The organism is uncultured Shimia sp. (genome assembly GCF_947493595.1).
Lineage (GTDB): Bacteria > Pseudomonadota > Alphaproteobacteria > Rhodobacterales > Rhodobacteraceae > Shimia.
The window spans coordinates 689,193-707,322 of the sequence record NZ_CANLRL010000002.1 but is presented as its reverse complement, the minus strand read 5'-3'; the positions used below and the strand labels follow the sequence as shown (position 1 = coordinate 707,322).

General features: G+C 56.5%; 11 protein-coding genes and 1 pseudogene. 5 read left to right on the top strand and 7 right to left on the bottom strand.

The window, feature by feature from the left end; genetic code table 11:
* On the top strand, window positions 1-5,547 hold a 5,547-nt coding region (locus Q0955_RS08855; protein WP_299423183.1), incomplete at its 5' end, for a VCBS domain-containing protein.
* 323 nt (window positions 5,548-5,870) lie between these two features.
* Here Q0955_RS08855 and Q0955_RS08850 read toward each other — a convergent pair.
* A complete protein-coding gene (locus Q0955_RS08850) occupies window positions 5,871-6,332 on the bottom strand; it encodes a hypothetical protein (protein WP_299423180.1) in 462 nt (153 codons plus the stop codon).
* A 97-nt stretch (window positions 6,333-6,429) separates the two neighbouring features.
* On the opposite strand from Q0955_RS08850, the gene Q0955_RS08845 reads away from it, so the two are divergent.
* From Q0955_RS08845 to Q0955_RS20880, 3 genes are all read left to right on the top strand, one after another.
* Entirely contained in the window at window positions 6,430-6,717 is a 288-nt protein-coding gene (locus tag Q0955_RS08845) for a VCBS domain-containing protein (protein WP_299423245.1), read from the top strand.
* Window positions 6,714-8,777: a cadherin-like domain-containing protein gene (locus tag Q0955_RS08840; RefSeq protein ID WP_366140668.1), complete on the top strand. Its 2,064-nt coding sequence runs from the start codon at window positions 6,714-6,716 to the stop codon at window positions 8,775-8,777. The genes Q0955_RS08845 and Q0955_RS08840 overlap by 4 nt, the downstream gene beginning before the upstream one ends.
* A 260-nt stretch (window positions 8,778-9,037) precedes the next feature.
* Window positions 9,038-9,271, top strand: a complete 234-nt coding sequence (locus Q0955_RS20880; RefSeq protein ID WP_366140665.1) for a DUF3955 domain-containing protein — start codon at window positions 9,038-9,040, stop codon at window positions 9,269-9,271.
* Between the two features lie 66 nt (window positions 9,272-9,337).
* Here the strand turns inward: Q0955_RS20880 and Q0955_RS08835 are convergent, their stop codons facing one another.
* Entirely contained in the window at window positions 9,338-10,039 is a 702-nt protein-coding gene (locus tag Q0955_RS08835; RefSeq protein ID WP_299423177.1) for an META domain-containing protein, read from the bottom strand.
* 170 nt (window positions 10,040-10,209) lie between these two features.
* Complete coding sequence (locus tag Q0955_RS08830) at window positions 10,210-11,358, bottom strand: AAA family ATPase (RefSeq protein WP_299423175.1); 1,149 nt, start codon at window positions 11,356-11,358, stop codon at window positions 10,210-10,212.
* Window positions 11,359-11,558: 200 nt separating this feature from the next.
* On the opposite strand from Q0955_RS08830, the pseudogene Q0955_RS08825 reads away from it, so the two are divergent.
* Window positions 11,559-12,685 (top strand): annotated as a pseudogene (locus tag Q0955_RS08825) (IS3 family transposase).
* 440 nt (window positions 12,686-13,125) lie between these two features.
* On the opposite strand, the gene Q0955_RS08820 reads toward Q0955_RS08825, so the two are convergent.
* The 4 genes from Q0955_RS08820 to Q0955_RS08805 form a co-directional block, all read right to left on the bottom strand.
* Window positions 13,126-13,752: a hypothetical protein gene (locus Q0955_RS08820; protein ID WP_299423172.1), complete on the bottom strand. Its 627-nt coding sequence runs from the start codon at window positions 13,750-13,752 to the stop codon at window positions 13,126-13,128.
* Window positions 13,753-14,029: 277 nt separating this feature from the next.
* The gene (locus tag Q0955_RS08815; protein ID WP_299423170.1) at window positions 14,030-15,157 is read right to left on the bottom strand and encodes a serine hydrolase domain-containing protein; all 1,128 of its coding nucleotides are present in this window, start codon (window positions 15,155-15,157) and stop codon (window positions 14,030-14,032) included.
* 130 nt (window positions 15,158-15,287) lie between these two features.
* Window positions 15,288-15,674, bottom strand: a complete 387-nt coding sequence (locus Q0955_RS08810; protein WP_299423167.1) for a lysozyme inhibitor LprI family protein — start codon at window positions 15,672-15,674, stop codon at window positions 15,288-15,290.
* Window positions 15,675-16,681: 1,007 nt separating this feature from the next.
* Window positions 16,682-18,019, bottom strand: a complete 1,338-nt coding sequence (locus Q0955_RS08805) for an amidohydrolase family protein (RefSeq protein WP_299423164.1) — start codon at window positions 18,017-18,019, stop codon at window positions 16,682-16,684.
* Window positions 18,020-18,130: the final 111 nt, after the last annotated feature.

Genomic DNA, 18,130 nt, shown 5'->3' with positions numbered 1-18,130 from the left:
GACGGCACCTGGAGCTACACGCTCGACAATGGCCAGCCGGCGGTGCAGGCCCTGAAGACCGGGGATCAGATCACCGATACGCTAACCGTCTCCACCGTGGACGGCACCACCAAGCAGATCACCGTCACCATCAATGGCACCGATGACAAGGCGGCGATCTCCGGCACCGCGGTGGGCGCAGTCACGGAAGACAAGCTGGCCTCGACCGGTGGCAAGCTCGATGTGACCGACCCGGATGCGGGTCAGGCGGGCTTCGTGCCGCAGACGGGTGCGGCAGGTGCCCATGGCAGCTTCACCGTCCAGCCCGACGGCACCTGGAGCTACACGCTCGACAATGGCCAGCCGGCGGTGCAGGCCCTGAAGACCGGGGATCAGATCACCGACACGCTGACCGTCTCCACCGTGGACGGCACCACGAAGCAGATTACCGTCACGATCAACGGCACCGATGATAAGGCCATTATCGGCGGCGTTGATACCGGCGATGTGACGGAAAACACGGCTGGAGTGGACATGTCGCCTGACTATGCCCAGCCGGGCATGACGACGCTGCAGAGGTCTGTGCTTTACGCGGACGGAAAACTAACGATCCTCGATCCCGATGTCGGTGAAGCGGAGTTTGACACGGTTCGACCGGGCATAAACTACCACGGAACCTATGGTGACCTGTACCTGAAAGCCAACGGCGAATGGCACTATTACGGTGATGCCGGTCATCTGGCAGACGCTGGTGCTCGACCAACTACGCGTGGCACGGCGATTGACCAGCTAGGCGAAGGGCAAACGCTCACCGACACGATCACAGTGCATTCCAAGGATGGCACGCCGCATGACATCGTGATCACGATCCATGGCAGCAATGACCGGCCTTATTGCTCTTCTGAAGTCGTTCTCCGGGCTGGCACCGAGGACACGGCGCAGACGCTCACCAAGGCGCAGCTTCTCGCCAACACGGTCGATGTGGACGCCAACGATGCGGGCAAACTCACCATAGACGCGCTGCGGGTCGATCACGGCTCGGTCCGCGCCAACCCCGACGGCACCTTCACCTTCACGCCGGAGAAAGACTACAGCGGCACGGTCCACTTCACCTATGACGTGAAGGACGCCCATGGTGGGGTAACACATACCGGTGCCAGCACGACGCTCGCAGCAGTGGGCGATGCGGCGGTGATTACGGGAACCGATACCGGCTCTGCAACCGAGGATCACGTGGCTGGTCGCATCGTGATTAGTGGCAAGCTGGACGTGACCGACCCGGACGGGCCGGCGCAGGAGCATTTCCAGTACAGCCAGTTTGGCGAACATGCGATCTCGGACCCATTCGGCGGCAACCTGCATATCGATTCCAGCGGAAGCTGGAGCTACGTGACGGACAACAGCAACCCGGCCATTCAACAGCTGGCTGCGGGTCAGGACGGACATGCCACATATCGGGTCCGCTCCGCCGACGGGACGACGCACCAGATCCAGATCACTATCCATGGCACCAACGACACTCCGGTTCTGAGCGCCGCGACGGCCTCGGCAACGGAGGATGGCAAGGCGGTCTCCGGGCAGATGTCGGCGACGGATGTGGATACGGGCGACACGCAGACCTATTCGCTGGGCGGCACTGCGCCGGCGGGCTTTACGCTGAACCCCGATGGCAGCTGGAGCTTTGATCCGACCGATGCGGCCTACCAGCATCTCGCGGCGGGTCAGCCGCAACAGATCACCATCCCGGTCACCGTCACCGACAAGACCGGCGCCACCGACACCGAGAACCTCGTGATCACCGTGACGGGCACCAATGACGGCCCCGCCGTCAGCGGCCCGGTCACGCTGCCAGGCGGGACCGAAGACAAACCGGTGCAGATCACCGCGGCGCAGCTTCTCGAGCATGCGACCGATATCGACACGGGCGACACGCTTTCAGTCACCGGTCTGACGACCAGCCACGGAAGCATCACCGGCGACGCGGCCCACGGCTTCACCTTCACGCCGGACCCCAACTACAACGGCCCGGTCGCCCTCAGCTACACCGTCACCGACGGCCATGGTGGAAACACCGCACAAACCGCCAACCTGACATTGGCGGCAGTCGGAGACGCGGCCATTATCGGCGGCGTTGATACCGGCGATGTGACGGAAAACACGGCTGGAGTGGACATGTCGCCTGACTATGCCCAGCCGGGCATGACGACGCTGCAGAGGTCTGTGCTTTACGCGGACGGAAAACTAACGATCCTCGATCCCGATGTCGGTGAAGCGGAGTTTGACACGGTTCGACCGGGCATAAACTACCACGGAACCTATGGTGACCTGTACCTGAAAGCCAACGGCGAATGGCACTATTACGGTGATGCCGGTCATCTGGCAGACGCTGGTGCTCGACCAACTACGCGTGGCACGGCGATTGACCAGCTAGGCGAAGGGCAAACGCTCACCGACACGATCACAGTGCATTCCAAGGATGGCACGCCGCATGACATCGTGATCACGATCCATGGCAGCAATGACCGGCCTTATTGCTCTTCTGAAGTCGTTCTCCGGGCTGGCACCGAGGACACGGCGCAGACGCTCACCAAGGCGCAGCTTCTCGCCAACACGGTCGATGTGGACGCCAACGATGCGGGCAAACTCACCATAGACGCGCTGCGGGTCGATCACGGCTCGGTCCGCGCCAACCCCGACGGCACCTTCACCTTCACGCCGGAGAAAGACTACAGCGGCACGGTCCACTTCACCTATGACGTGAAGGACGCCCATGGTGGGGTAACACATACCGGTGCCAGCACGACGCTCGCAGCAGTGGGCGATGCGGCGGTGATTACGGGAACCGATACCGGCTCTGCAACCGAGGATCACGTGGCTGGTCGCATCGTGATTAGTGGCAAGCTGGACGTGACCGACCCGGACGGGCCGGCGCAGGAGCATTTCCAGTCCAGCCAGTTTGGCGAACATGCGATCTCGGACCCATTCGGCGGCCACCTGCATATCGCTTCCAGCGGAAGCTGGAGCTACGTGACGGACAACAGCAACCCGGCCATTCAACAGCTGGCTGCGGGTCAGGACGGACATGCCACATATCGGGTCCGCTCCGCCGACGGGACGACGCACCAGATCCAGATCACTATCCATGGCACCAACGACACTCCGGTTCTGAGCGCCGCGACGGCCTCGGCAACGGAGGATGGCAAGGCGGTCTCCGGGCAGATGTCGGCGACGGATGTGGATACGGGCGACACGCAGACCTATTCGCTGGGCGGCACTGCGCCGGCGGGCTTTACGCTGAACCCCGATGGCAGCTGGAGCTTTGATCCGACCGATGCGGCCTACCAGCATCTCGCGGCGGGTCAGCCGCAACAGATCACCATCCCGGTCACCGTCACCGACAAGACCGGCGCCACCGACACCGAGAACCTCGTGATCACCGTGACGGGCACCAATGACGGCCCCGCCGTCAGCGGCCCGGTCACGCTGCCAGGCGGGACCGAAGACAAACCGGTGCAGATCACCGCGGCGCAGCTTCTCGAGCATGCCACGGATGTGGACAGCACTGATCAGCTTTCGGTGAGCGGGCTGAGCGCCAGCCACGGAACCATCACCGGCGACGCCACCCACGGCTTCACCTTCACGCCAGACCCGAACTACAACGGCCCTGTCGCCCTCAGCTACACCGTCACCGACGGCCATGGTGGCACCGTCGCGCAGAAAGCGTCTCTCACGCTTGGCGCAACGCCCGATGCTTCGATCATCACGGGAACGGATTCAGGGCATGTCAAGGAGGACAGCGCTCCGACCACATCCGGCAAGCTGAACATCTCGGATCCGGATGGTGGCGTCGCGGCTTTTGTTCCGGTGACAAATGCCCAGGCACCGCACAACGCTGGAACCTATTCAATCGACGCCGCCGGAAACTGGACCTTCACCCTGCCTCCTTCGCGGCAGTCCCTTCACGAAGGCGAGCTCATCTACGACTACTTTGAGGTGCGTGGTGTCGACGGCACGACGCATCGCGTCAACATTACAGTTGAGGGCACCGCGGATGTTCCCAAGATCACGGGCGACACATCTGGGACCGTGGTCGAGGACACCAGGACTGTGGCCCGCGGAACCCTCAACGTACACGATCCGGATTGGGGACAGAGCGGCACCGATCGTACGAACTATGGGCAGCCCAGACCTTCGGACGGTGGTTTTGGCGCTTATGAGATCGACAGCCGCGGTCACTGGACCTATCGGGTCGATCAGACAGACGGCAGGGTTCAAGCGCTTGGTGAGGGAGAAACCCTCACCGATTCATTCACCGTCACGACGCTGGATGGCACAAAGCAGCCGGTCCAGATCATCATAACCGGGACGAATGATGCGCCGATTGTAACGCCGGGAGATCTTGGCGCCACACAACCAGGTGCGGGTAAAACCATCTCGACCGCAGATTTGCTGGCGGCTGTTCATGCAACCGATGTGGACCGAGGCGATCATCTGTCTATCTCAAATGTCCAGGTCGACCCGCAATATGGAAGCTTCCACCAATCTGGCGGCAATTGGGTGTTTACCCCCGCAGCTGGCGCCAGCCAAACCGATGTCCCAGTATCGATTTCCGTTACGGACGGACATGCAACACGCAGTGCTACAGCGACGTTGGATGTGACCGCGGCGCCGACACCGCCCACTGCAACTCAGGTACAGGGTACGGGCACGCCCCATCTTTCCGGCACACTGACCGGCGGATCAGGTGGCTGGGCGATCGACAACGGGCACGGACACGGAGTGTTGTCGCTTCAGGGCCAGTACGGGACGTTGACGATGGACCCGCAAACCGGGCATTTCGACTATCATTACCAGCCCAACTCCGGTGTTATCAAACACGGCGGCGTCGGTCCTACATCCGGACGTCATACCGACACGTTCCACATCCTGCAGCATGGCACACATACCTCGGATGCTGATGTGCAGGTCAATATCAACATCCAAAGCGTGCACGGGGCGAGCGGCCACCACGTCGATCACACGACCCTGATCGGTATCGATATTGTTCCGGTAACACCACAGCAACACGACGCCCCGAGTGACGATGGGCCAGTTTTCGAAGTGACGCTTGACGGCAATACCCAAGACCCGTCCGCTGCCGCGCTCGGACTGACCGACGACATGGATGTGTCTCTCGCCGCAAGGGCAGGCAGCGCGAACGATCCCGCTGAGCAGGATAACAGAGGCTTCGATACCCCCGACGAACATCACGGGCAGGACGGCTCATCTCTCCATCAAGGTGACCCGGTGAACCCTTATCTCGACGCAGTTGGGGCGGGCCTGCATTCCGACGTTCCGACACAGTTACAGGATTCCGAGCCGGCCAATCCCTACACTGCGGCGCTCGGGGTTGATGCGGATATGCTGACTGACGCACCCGTGTTGGACCCAACGATGCTGGATGATCCCGCGGCGGCCGAGGATCTGAGTTCGGACAGAGTGACCGGCGATGAGGGGAACGACCTCCCGCATGATGAACCGCTTGTTCCATTACCGGAGGAGGACGACCCTTCAGCCAACTCAGGTTGATCCTGATTAAACCCATCCGGCCTGCCTGGGTGACGCGGGGGATGAAGAACCGGGCAACCACCGGGGACATTTCAGGCAACGCATCGCGCCACCGAAAACCGTCGATAGGCGCTGCCGGACGAATACGAACGGGGCTTCGAATGGACAATGGGCGAACCTCTGATGTTGCGCCAGTTTCACCCATGCGACGAGAGCGGGGTAACGGTTCAATCACTTGGCCCGCCTAAGAGTACTGGAAGCAATCGCGTTTCATCATCATCGGACGCCAGTCAACTTCTTGTCCCGCGGCAGGTCGAGTTACCTTTGCATCGCCTCCCAAAAGGTTATTTTTCCAAATCCGTCGAAAAGAAGAAGGTGCCACAAATGCCCTCTTCGGCGACCCCGGTCGGTATTTCCGCTCCGGCGAACATGGCAATGCCCAGGTACGCATGTCCTGAGCTTTTTTCACCCCAAGCTGCCATAAAGGTTACTGGCTGGTCCCCACAAAGCGTGTTTTGCTGCCGAAGTGGTCCGGCATCTCCTGAGACCCTGAAGACTTGTGCGACGGGAACATTGCCAGATGCTCCCCATCTACCCGAAGCTGCATCGTCGACCACATTCAGATCGAGAAACCCACCAGTCTCAAAGACCATGCGCTTTTTTGACAGGATTACCGGTCCGGTGATCACGACAGCTGTTTCGCTATAAGGACGAAGGGCTTTGGCGTCCGCCAGAACAGGTTGAGATGTTGCGGGGTCGCCGATGGCTCCGATCAAGAGCAATGCCAAATATGTCCAACGAGCCATACTTTTCCTCTGATTCATGTGGCCGGGCGATATCGCTGGCATGAACAATAGGCAGGATCCGAGTTGAACTCTACCTACCGCTGAGGTTGCCCTCGCCATACAGGTGCACTGGACCTACACCGCAGACAACACTCAGGCCGCTGTTCAGGGGCTGACGCAGAATTCTGCTCCATTGACCGATACATTCACCGTGACGTCGAAGGACGGCACGCATCATGATGTCACAATCTCGATCCACGGCACGAATGACGCTCCCATCTCTGTTTCGCAACAAGGGGCCGTCACCGAAGGTGCAACCAAGACCGGCCACCTGTCTGTTCTGGACGTCGACGCAGGTGATACCCATCGGTTCACAACAACAGCCAATGTGCTGGGTTTGTTCTGAACTCAGATGGCTCTTATACCTTTGATGCAGGCGGAGCAGATTACCAAGGGCTTAAAGAGGGAGAAGTAAAGCCCATAGATATCCCGGTCACCATAACGGATAGCGAGGGCTTAGCTGATAGCTTTACGTTCCACTGGGCGGTGACAGGAACGAACGATGCTCCGCGGTTGACGGCCAGCGTGCCGCAACTGAGCACCCCGGAAGACACGCCAATCACTATCCGCCTGTCGGATCTGCACTACACCGATCCCGATGGCGACCCCTTGGATCACCTTACCATTCTCGAGGTTCCTTATGCCTCGCAGGGGGTTTTGATGCTTAACGGGGTGCAGGTCGCCGCGAACACGCAAGTCAGTGCCGCTGATCTGAAGGCCGGGCACCTGGTTTTCCAACCCGCAACGGATGTGCATCGCACCGATACATATTTCAGGTTCACCACAAATGATGGTCATACGGATTCCAACCCGGCGCGGGCACATATTAACATCACACCTGTAAACGATGCTCCGACGGCTTCGGCCGGAGATCTTGGACAAACGACGCAGAATACCCCCCGTACATTTACGGATAGCGAGCTGGTGCAAGCCGTCCACGGTGCCGATGTGGATACAGGAGACGCACTCAGCGTCCATAGCGTACAGGTTGACCCGAGCTATGGCAGTATTGCCCGGCATGGCGCAGGCCAATGGATCTTCACACCTGCGGTCGGGTTTCATCACGATAACATTCCCATCACAGTTTTGATTCAGGATAGAGCTGGCGCAACGGCCAGTGCTACTGCATCTCTGGACGTTGTGCAGACGTACAGACCGCCAGACCTTTCTGTGCATGTCGATATTGGCGGTGGACGTACAATCCCGGCTGCCGGGTCTGGTTCTGGCTCGAGCACGGGCAATTCCTTCCAGGGCGGATACAACCATCATCTTGACCAGATGATGCAGCAGTTGCAGCGCGATCACGGCGGGCATGTCGTGCGACACGTCCATGACGAGGTCAAAGGCAGTGAACATGGCGACAGGGTCTTCATCCTCGACAATATGCGCGACGAAGAGATCAACATGGAAAAGGGCAGCGACCTATTCTATCTGCGCGGAACGACGCATGAGAAGATCGAAGGCAAGGAAGGCCGGGATACGCTGATCCTTGGCAGCTACGACAGTTCACGGCATGGACCCCATTCCTGGCGCCACATTCCCGAGATCAAGGATGTTGAAAACATTATGACAAATGATGGGGTATGGGTGAAAGGCGGCCCGCCCCCGGGGTTCGACGCGCGCTATTTCCAAGCCAACCCACCGACTCCGCCGCCGCATCATGCCTATGACATTGACATACGGTTAACGGACCACGTAGCCGGCGACCAAGTCACAGGGATCAGGATCAGCGGGCTTGCCGCAGGGTTGGCCCTGCTTGACCATACCGGCCAACCGATCAGTCAAAACCATGATGGCAGCTATACCATTGACCCGGCGCACACAGACGTGACGTTGGTGTCGGATCATGATCTGGCAGGGCACTCGCCCGGGTTCGAAACCATCGTAACCACCGAAAATACGGCCATGGGTATGCAGACGGTAACGACGCAGCATGCGAATGGTCATGTTGATCACGTTGACACTCCAATCGTCTCGCATGACGAACCTGTGGACGATGGCCTTCTATCGGCGACGGTCACTGTGGAATTTGATGTAGTTGAAGATGGCGGAACCGTAGCCGGTCTGGGCGAAAGCGCCCATACGACTAGCAGCCTGGAGAGTTTGACCGACGACAATGGTCAGACCAATCCTTACCTTGAGGCTATCGGTGCTCATTCGCCATCTGACGCAGAAACGACCGCAAATGAAGCCGGACAAAGCAACCACTATCTGGACGCTCTGGGCGTTTCGGGCTCCGCATCCTCCGAAGACAATTTGCTTGATCCAGCGACATTGGATAACCCGGAAGATGTTCTTGATCCCAACTCCGATGCACCGAGCGACCAAACAGACACCGATCTTCCTGTGGATGAACCACTTGTACCTTTACCGGAGGACGATGATCCCTCGACCAATTCCGGATAGCTTTCTTTTTGACGGAAAGGACAGAACGTAGCGCCCTATAACGCAGTGTAAGTGGGTTAGCGGTTTGAGCCATGACCGCCTCCCCTTTTAAGTCCGTGTTTATTGATTAGAACTCTTCAGATTTTGCTTCCGATTTCGCCCTTGGTGTTGCCGCCGAGCATTCTGCAGGTTGGAGTTTGGAAGTCATCTTCCTAAACCTATGAACCAAGCATGTGTTGTAATAGCGTTCACTTATCGTTAACTTCGTCGGCTAAGGTAAAATGGATTACATAGGTATGACTAAGGTAACCTTTATTGGAGCGATCCTGGTGTGCGCAGGTCTGCTAGCCTGGGCAGGATACGCTGTTCAAGGGTCTTACTTAGACGATGAAAACGTCTTGCGAGAACCTTTTTATCTTCTGGCTCTCGGATGGTTCGGGGTTATTGTCGGTGGCGCCATTCTTCTCGTAAGCGCAGTTCGTTACGCGATCAGCGTCTTGCGTCGAGGAGACTGATCCCCGTACAGATCGCCCCATGGGGCATAGGTTCCGGGCAGCCTAAAACTTGGCCTCCGCGCTTGGTTATCGAATGCGTTGGAATCTTAGCGTTGGTGCTTCGCTGACGGGCTCGAGTAACAACTGATCAATCAACGGATCATAGGTCATTCGAACCGCACCAGACATCGTTTGAAGCATAGCATCCTCTTGACGTTGTAGTTCGTCGGGGCATGCCATTCTGGTCATGGCCATTTGTTGCTGGAACTCGATAATGTCACGCCCTGTCAAGACGCTGCCTTGGAAACTGTTGCAGCCCGTTTTCCCGGAAACAGATCCATCGGGCATGAAAACAATTTGACCTTCGCCAACGGCGGGTTCCTCGCCCACAGTGAGCAGGCGCCACGAAAAGCCTGGTTCTTCTGTCTCTCCTTCTGGGGCGGTCCCCTCGGCCAAATACCGCGCCGCCACCCAACCTACAGTGCCGAGATAGTCGATTTGGCACCACCGCTGCTTTATCGAAGCTTCGCGCTCTGCTTGCGTCGCTTCTTCCCACTCTGCAAAGGTCAGGCCACCAGAGCAACCAAGATTGATGATGCCATCTGTATTGGGTGGTATCTCCCCAACTTTCTGCGCACTGGCGCTTGCACCATCTCGGATGTTCAGAACATCGTTCGCTGCAACGTCTGTTACTCGGAAAAAATCCGGTCCACTCGCGTCGCTGAATGATATCGATGGAACTACGCCCACACTCACCACAAAGACTATAGACATGAGTTTTTTGCGCATCATTCAGCTCCACTAGCCTGCGGTCCGCTCAGAACGGCGAACAGGTCATCCGACGAAAAGCCTCAGATGACGGTTCCCAGCCTAAAGTAACGGATGCTAAATGCTACACCAAAGTGATCAAACGTTTGAATGCAGACCTTGGCTGATCTCGTAGATTTCTGTGTCCGAGGTTATCGCTTGGGCCACGACCAAGAAACCAGCTCTGCCTCCGGAGCGACCGTTTCTCCGATATCTTTTTCAAGGCGATGCGCGAGCGCGCCATCCTCGCTCAAAGCATCTGCCAATACCTGGTTGTGAGAAACAACGACAATCTGGCTTCTCAGTGAAGCTTCTTTGATCAGGCGCGCCAATGGCGGGATCAAATCGGGGTGCAAGCTTGTCTCGGGTTCATTCAGAACCATCAGACTTGGGGGCCTCGGGGTTAACAATGCCGCCACAAGGAGCAGGTATCGAAGGGTCCCATCTGACAATTCGGCGGTGCTAAGCGGGCGCAGCAGCCCATGCTGTCGCATGTTGAGAATGAATAGCCCATCTTTCGCCTGAACCTCGACTGAACTATCCGGAAATGCGTCACGCACTGTCTCATCAAGTGTGGCAGGATCTCCGATTTCCCGAATTGTCTGAATAGCAGCCGCCAGATCCGAACCGTCACTCGCAAGGATCGGCGTTCTGGTGCCGATCTGTTGCTTCCTAGCCGGCGCATCACGATCAGTTCGAAGCTGATCGTAGAAACGCCAATTCCGCATGCGATCGCGCAAATGAAGCAACTCCCATGCATCCTTTGGATCGGCGGCGTGGGTCATCATGCTATCGAACGGCGGAAGTGAAGTGGCAACTTGAATCCAAGAACCAGTCTTTGACTTCATTCGGACACTCGGGCCATGACGCTCTGCGAGGACGTTGCGTCGGCTCAAGAACTCGCCGATCCATATCGCCTCTGTCTTTATCTCAGGATCGTTGGAGAACGCCGAAACTTCAGCAGGCAATCCAAGCTCGACTGCATACCCATAGTCTTCCGACGCAAAACCAAGCTTGAGACCAATTGGCTTGCTTCGCCTTGTTCCCGTGATAGGAACCTCGCCCGACTTCATACCTCGTGATAGCACTTCGGGGCCTGCCCATATGGTGGAGCTCATTCCTCCTTCGGACGCGAGTGTGGAGATGGCCCTTCCCTGTGAAACCTCTCCTAGCATTCGGAGTGTGCGATACAGTGAAGACTTTCCTACACCATTGCCGCCGGTGATCACCGTCAAAGGAGCGAGTGGCAGGACCAGGTTTCGAAGAGATCGATAGCCAGAGACAGCAACAGTAAGGATCATTTCAGGTCTTTCTTCCCAGGCAACGCAGGAACAACACTGCATTTATCAGAGCATGTTGAGGATGTCCGCAATCGGATGAACCAAAGACCTTGGATCAAGCGCAGCGAGTCCGCAACTCGGTCATATCGGCGATCTCGACAAACTGAGCCTCCCCCATTGAAGTGGTCCGCCCTTATAGTTAGGGAAGTGGAGGACCAAGGATGGCCATTAAGAGACCCAAGCCGGAAGAGATTGTCGTAAAGTTACGGCAGGTTGAAGTTCTGATGGGGCAAGGCATGCCCAGGATCGATGCGATCCGTCAGATCAGCGTGACTGAACAAACCTATTCCCGTTGGAAGAAGAAGTATGGCGGAATGGGCACAGAACAACTCAAGGAACTGAAGCGGCTACAGAAAGAAAACGAGCGCCTTAGGCGTGCGGTTTCTGACCTGACATTGGACAAGCTGATCCTAAAGGAGGCCGCATCGGGAAACTTCTGAGCCCTTCACGTAGGCGGACCTGCATTGATCATGTGCGCTGCAAAATGAAGGTTTCCGAGCGTCGTGTGTGCCAAGTGTTGGGCCAGCATCGGTCAACGCAGCGACGGTTACCGTGCGGGCGTGCTGACGAAGAACGCCTGATCGCAGATATGATCGAGCTGACGCGCCAGTTCGGCCGATATGGCTACCGCAGGATAGCGGCCTTGCTGAGGGACGCAGGCTGGCAGGTGAACGACAAGCGTGTCGAACGCTTATGGCGACGTGAGGGGCTTAAAGTGCCAATGAAACAACCAAAGAAAGGACGGCTCTGGCTCAATGATGGATCCTGTGTCCGTTTACGTCCTGAGTATTGCAATCACGTCTGGTCGTATGACTTCGTGCATCATCGGACAGACGACGGCAGAGCCTTTAGGACGCTCAACATCTTGGATGAACACAGCCGGGAATGTCTGGCGATCCGAGTGAAACGGAAGCTGAACTCGACTGAGGTCATCGACACTCTTACGGACCTGTTCATCCTGCGAGGGGTCCCTGCCTACATCCGCTAAGATAACGGCCCCGAGTTCATCGCTGAGGCTGTGAGAGATTGGATCAAAGCGGTTGGGGCAAAGACCGCATACATCGAGCCCGGGTCACCCTGGGAGAACGGATATTGCGAGAGCTTCAACGGGCGGATGCGCGACGAGCTGCTGAACGGCGAGATATTTTACTCGCTGCGTGAAGCCCAAATCATCATCGAACGATGGAGGAACCACTACAACACCAAACGACCCCATAGTGCTCTGGGCTATCGCCCACCTGCGCCAGAGGCCATCGTACCGATGGACCAAAGGCCGATCATGCACTAACTTTCAATATGGACCACTTAACTGGGGCTGCTCAGGTAGAAGCAGCCGTTGACGTCAGTTTATAGGTCCTGACCCTAGTGGACTTAGGTGGCCTCGACAGTTTTGATTATCACTCTGACGAATCTTATTCTAATCGGCCAGCGAGCTTTTGGTTTCCGGAATTATCGCTGGGCTCCGCGAGGACCTGATAAGCAACGTTGCTGTCGGTAATAGAAATAGCCGTTCTTTGACAAAAAGTACTGGCAACCGGTCTATGTCGAGATGAAGCTAATCCACGCCCATGGTGACGCCTCCGGATGCCATAAGTGAGGGCTGTTCCGGCAGACTTGGGCTCCAAGTGCTTCTCCGTCAGTCGAGCGTATTCTGACGCCGACGCGCACTGTGCGTCGCAACTGTGAACCAAGTGTTTGCCTCAAGGGTTTGGAATATGAGACATGTGGTCACTGACTTGCTTCCGAGGCGGCATTCAGACGGGAGGTCGCGACACTGCCGGGAGTCAAATTCTCCTCCCAAGTGGCCCAATCATCGCCAGCACCAAGGTATCCAGAGTAGATTTTTGCGACCAAAGCAGGATCAGACGCAATTTCTGTCCAACTGATCTCGCGTAGGAGAGGGTGTTTCTTCCTCAGGAACTCCAAATGAACGGCTGCTCCCCAAGTGGATAATCCAGGTTGTTCAGCTAGGTAGACGTAGAGCCAGTGAAAGTTGGACACGGGCGCTTCTGCTATGATCAGGTATCCTTCATCAAGTGCCCAAGGGATTGTTTGCTCCAAGGTTTTACCCTTGAGACGGAACGGCCCCACAGAGAAGTTCATTTGGTAAACCAGCGGTGGATGCAAGAAGGCCATAACATCTTGCATCAGTTCGACAAACCGTCTCGCAGATGACTGGTTCGAGTAGTACGCCATCTCCGCACCACGCACTTTTTCAAGGACTTCAAAAGGAACCGGAGGTGGTACCGTTTCGAATTCAATCTCTGTCAAGGACTGAACCCGATGAACGACAAAGGCGGTTGCTGCAAAGCTACCGATCAAAAGTCCACCGACCAGCCCGCTAAACCATCCCAATAATCGTTCCCCCTCTGCTCAATCGCGCAAACTCTATACGCCGGAGAAGAGATCGCAGACCACTCTCTTGACTGAGGCGTTGGTCCTACGGTCAAGAACTGTCCGTTGCTTCAGACATGTACTCATTGCCAACTTCTGCGCCTGCAACCTGGCATCATCCCGCGTCCCGGAAAATCAGCAGACTGGTGTCCGGGGCCTAATCTATCAATTGCCAGCAGATGGTTTGCCAAAGCAAAGCGCAGGAAATGGTCCGTCGATCCAAAATCCAGTATCCGGCTCATTGCGGCAAGGCTCCCGCAGATTGGAGCGCATTGGAGATCACCGCTATGCCAAGCGCGATCACGTTGCTGGAGGACGTTCCGAAGGCTAAGAGCGACAGGTCTTCACTTGCTGCGATGTCGGATACATACCTTAGTGTCTGACCTCCGTGTCCCCAAAGATCCTTACCTTTAAGAGCCAAACCCAGTCCGTAACCTAATAAAGCCGGATTGGTGGTTGGCACCGTTTCTTGCATTGTGGCAAGTGTGTCGGGCGATTGAAAGAGTTCGCCACGTACCAAAGCCTCAATGAATACGTGTATGTCGTCCACGGTCGATATCACACCGCCAGCCGCCCATCCCTGCGACATGTTCCAGTCAGAGGTCTCGTATTCGGTGCCCGTCAGGTAGGCCCTTGGCAGTCCGAATGACGGTCTCGGGATTCCGTTCCAGAGATAGGTTCGATCCATGCCGAGCGGGCCGAAAATCCTATTCTCGTATGACTTCGAGAGCGCGCGAGCCTCAAGCTTTTCGATCACCATGCCGAGTAGCACATAACCTGTGTTGCTGTAGCTCCACGAACCGTGGGATCCGGGAGCGAAGTTGGGCTCTCCGTGCTCAATAACGAAGTCGATCATTTCGGACGGCGTGGTGGGGCGCCGCATGACATCGCGGTCCGAGACACCGCCCTCCATCAAGCCTGGCGTTCCGTCGGGGGCATTATCGGTGTAGCTGAAGACGCCAGAGGTATGCAGCGCAAGCTGACGCAGGGTGATGGCATCGCCGTTTGGGAGTCGGGATGCGATTTCTGGCAGGTGTTTCGACAGAGGGTCGTCGAGTTCAAGCAATCCCTCCTCGAAAAGCTGCAACAGAACGACCGCCGTCATCATCTTGGTGTTGCTGCCGATCTGAAAGGGCGAAGCGCAATCCATCGGTGTCATGGCATCCGGATCCGCAAAGCCGGCTGAGGCGACATACCGCCATTCGCTCCTTCGGACCGAAACCACTGCACCGGGTGCCGAACCAAAGGGAGAATCGAGAACCTGGAGAAGCACTTGATCGAGCGCCTCCTCGACTGCCGGAGGCGCGGAAGTGTAGGTCTTGCAAACACCCTTGGCCGGGGCTTCCGCGGCAGCAATTTGTGCCATTCCCATCGTGGCGAAACCAAAGGATAGTGCCAGGACCGTCAGGATTGAATGGGTGTTCGTTCTCCGCACGATCAGGCCACGCTCTCTGAGGGGTTGACTGAGACACGCCTCCGTCACCACGGCGCCGTGCTCATTGCACGTAACGCATTAAGTCTTTCGCGCGATCTCGGCCGAGTTCTATCTTGCAGGAATCGATTGCAATCCTCGTTCCAGAACCACCACCGAATGTTGCCCCAACATAGTCGCAATGTGCATCTCGATACGCCGACCAAGCCGCTTGCGACACCTCGAGCGCGGGAACGGTCACAGCTCGCTCTGTGACGTTGTCTAGCTCTTCGGCCGAGTTCATTGCGAAGCCAAGGTACATGTCGATCGTCGCATCTACCCGTTGAAGAGTGTCGGCAACACATGCGCCGATCTCGACCTGACTGCTCCCGCCGCACTCCGTTGCTGGGTCAGCAAAAACGCCGCTTGGCACGCCCAGAGCAAAAAGAAATCCAGCTACAATACTTCTCATCTCATCGCCTCCAATTGATGGATGTAAACCAGATTAAGCGCCTGCCGCTTTTGTACAAGTGAATACAGTTGGGCGTACTACTGAGAAGTAGAAAATCATATGCCGATTGAAGTTCCTTTGCTAGTTTATTCAACCAAGAGCGGCAACTTCATTGCTTACATCCGTCAATGTGTTCCCTTTCGAACGACCGCTTCGTCCGCTCAGCAGACTTAGGCGAGTTATGCAGCGAATAACTGTTGCGGGCGTCTTTTGACCAATGCTGCGCGATCCACGAACGGCGGCCGTGCGCCGTACGCGGACTTTGCAATCTTCGATGAGCCGCGGTAGCTGACCTTGGCGGTTTTTCCCCATGCTCCAGTACAGCATTCCGAAACTGCGGTACCGAAAACACCGCATCGTTTGAGCGCTTGTCATCTTCCATCCACAATTGGCGCCTAACAGCGCCGCTCGGACATATTCAAGAATCGAAATGGGAACGAGTTTGTGGTAAATTTGGTCAGCTCAGTCAGCGCGTGGTGCATTGCTTTTGGGATATTCCTAACCGCAAGGAATACCTCGATTTGGAACGATGATTCATTCGTTCTTAAGTCTGCATTTGTTCTTGTCACCGCCACGCCCCCTTTATTGGCTGGCCTGCTTGTTGGGGTGATCACGGCGCACACAATTGGAAGCGAGAAAGCCGCAATGGCTTTCAGTTTCCTAGCCGCAACTACTGTTATGGTTCTATTAGGGTACAACACCGAGCGTCTTTTTTGATACGATGCGTGACCAGTCATTTCTGACAAAAGACAGTTCGGTAATTGTCGTTGGCCGATCAGCAATCGAAGACGCTTTTTCCGCCGGGAAGGCATTGAACCGGGCCTCAGCGACGGGCTGCTTCCCGCCCAAAATGACTAGGTCAGCTACCGGCCCATAGCAGCCGTTAGTGTCTCTTGCGGCCAATGGCGGCAAAGAGCCCAAAGCAGTCGTTACAAAATTGGCTTTGAGCAAAGGACTTCATCTGGAACTCAGTCCAGCGTGTTCTTGTAGACTTTGCCGTCTTTCATGATCAGATCGAAATTCTCATGCGGGTCTGCGATCAGGTCGATATCTTGCAGCGGATTGCCGTCCACAAGGATTAAGTCGGCATAAGCGCCCTTTGCGATTACACCCAAATCACCTTGTTGATAGGGGTGGCGTGGGCCTGAGAGTTTGAGCAGTTCAGCATTGGTTGAAGTCGCCATTTTCAGCACCTCGTATGGCGTGTACCAGCGCTTCAATTTGGCAAGGAACGCGCCTTGACGTTCGGCCAGTTTGGGATCGAACAGGATGTCGGTGCCGAAAGCGACTTTCACGCCAACTTCTTTCGCCGTTTTGTAGGTGAAATCTGTACCGTTGGTGACGTCGATCCATTTCTGCTGACTAACAGGGTCGTCGAAAGAAAAGCCATCCTCGTCATCCAGCAGGGGCTGCACTGACAACCAAACTTCATTGTCGCGCATCAGTTCCATCGTTTCGCGGCTCATCAAAAAGCCATGCTCGATGGACTTAACGCCAGCGGCAACGGCAATTTCCACGGCCTCGTCCGTGAAGACATGAGATGCAACATAGGTGTTGTAGGTGTCGGCCACCTCTACGAAAGCCTCGATTTCGGCCTTGGTATATTGGCGTACATCCAGAGGGTCATAAGTAGATGACACCCCGCCACCGGTGGAAATCTTAAGCTGGCTTGCGCCCATGCGCATGATTTCACGCGCGCGTTTGACCACTTCCGGAACACCGTCAGCCTGCGCCATCAAACCAACGCTGTACCAGTACCATTGCGAATCCGCGCCGTTCGTCGGAACCGCTTGGTAGGGGCGATAGTCAAAGTGGCCACCAGTTTGTGTCACGGGTGGGCCGGACGGCAGGATACGGGGGCCTTCGATCTCGCCTGCGTCAATCATCCGTTTTATGGCAAATGAATTGCCGCCAACGTCGCGCACCGTTGTAAAGCCGCGCATTAACGTGCCTTCGGACCCGATGGCACCCCGCACCGCGACCTCAAGAATATCGCCGGTCACAACCACACTCTGCGGATTGCAACAGTAAAGCGTGTGCCAGTGTACGTCGATCAGGCCAGGCATCAACGTGCGCCCGCCGCCGTCGATGACGATACCATTGGCGACGGCGAGGGGTTCTGAGGACACATCTGTGATCAGATTGTCGGTTACAACGACATTGGCATTTGTAATCATTTCCTCATTCACACCATCAAACACGTTGACGTTTGTGAACAGTATCGGTCCCCCATCCTGGGAGAGCGCTTGCGAATTGGCTATAGTGAGAAAAATCGACGAAACCGCCGCAAGTTTGGGAAAATGCATTCTAAATTCCTCAGAAAATTCTGTCGGAGAAACCATCCCAGCAGAAGCAAGTTTTTTCAAGCATTACCTCGCTTTTCTGCAAGGTCGGCTTTGTCCGCAACACGGTCGTCC

Excerpts from the sequence above, each read along its gene's own strand:
- Q0955_RS08830 (WP_299423175.1), bottom strand. The coding sequence starts at position 11,358 with ATGATCCTTACTGTTGCTGTCTCTGGCTATCGATCTCTTCGAAACCTG.
- Q0955_RS08850 (WP_299423180.1), bottom strand. The coding sequence starts at position 6,332 with ATGGCTCGTTGGACATATTTGGCATTGCTCTTGATCGGAGCCATCGGC.
- Q0955_RS08815 (WP_299423170.1), bottom strand. The coding sequence starts at position 15,157 with ATGGCACAAATTGCTGCCGCGGAAGCCCCGGCCAAGGGTGTTTGCAAG.
- Q0955_RS08805 (WP_299423164.1), bottom strand. The coding sequence starts at position 18,019 with ATGCATTTTCCCAAACTTGCGGCGGTTTCGTCGATTTTTCTCACTATA.
- Q0955_RS20880 (WP_366140665.1), top strand. The coding sequence starts at position 9,038 with ATGGATTACATAGGTATGACTAAGGTAACCTTTATTGGAGCGATCCTG.
- Q0955_RS08835 (WP_299423177.1), bottom strand. The coding sequence starts at position 10,039 with ATGCGCAAAAAACTCATGTCTATAGTCTTTGTGGTGAGTGTGGGCGTA.
- Q0955_RS08810 (WP_299423167.1), bottom strand. The coding sequence starts at position 15,674 with ATGAGAAGTATTGTAGCTGGATTTCTTTTTGCTCTGGGCGTGCCAAGC.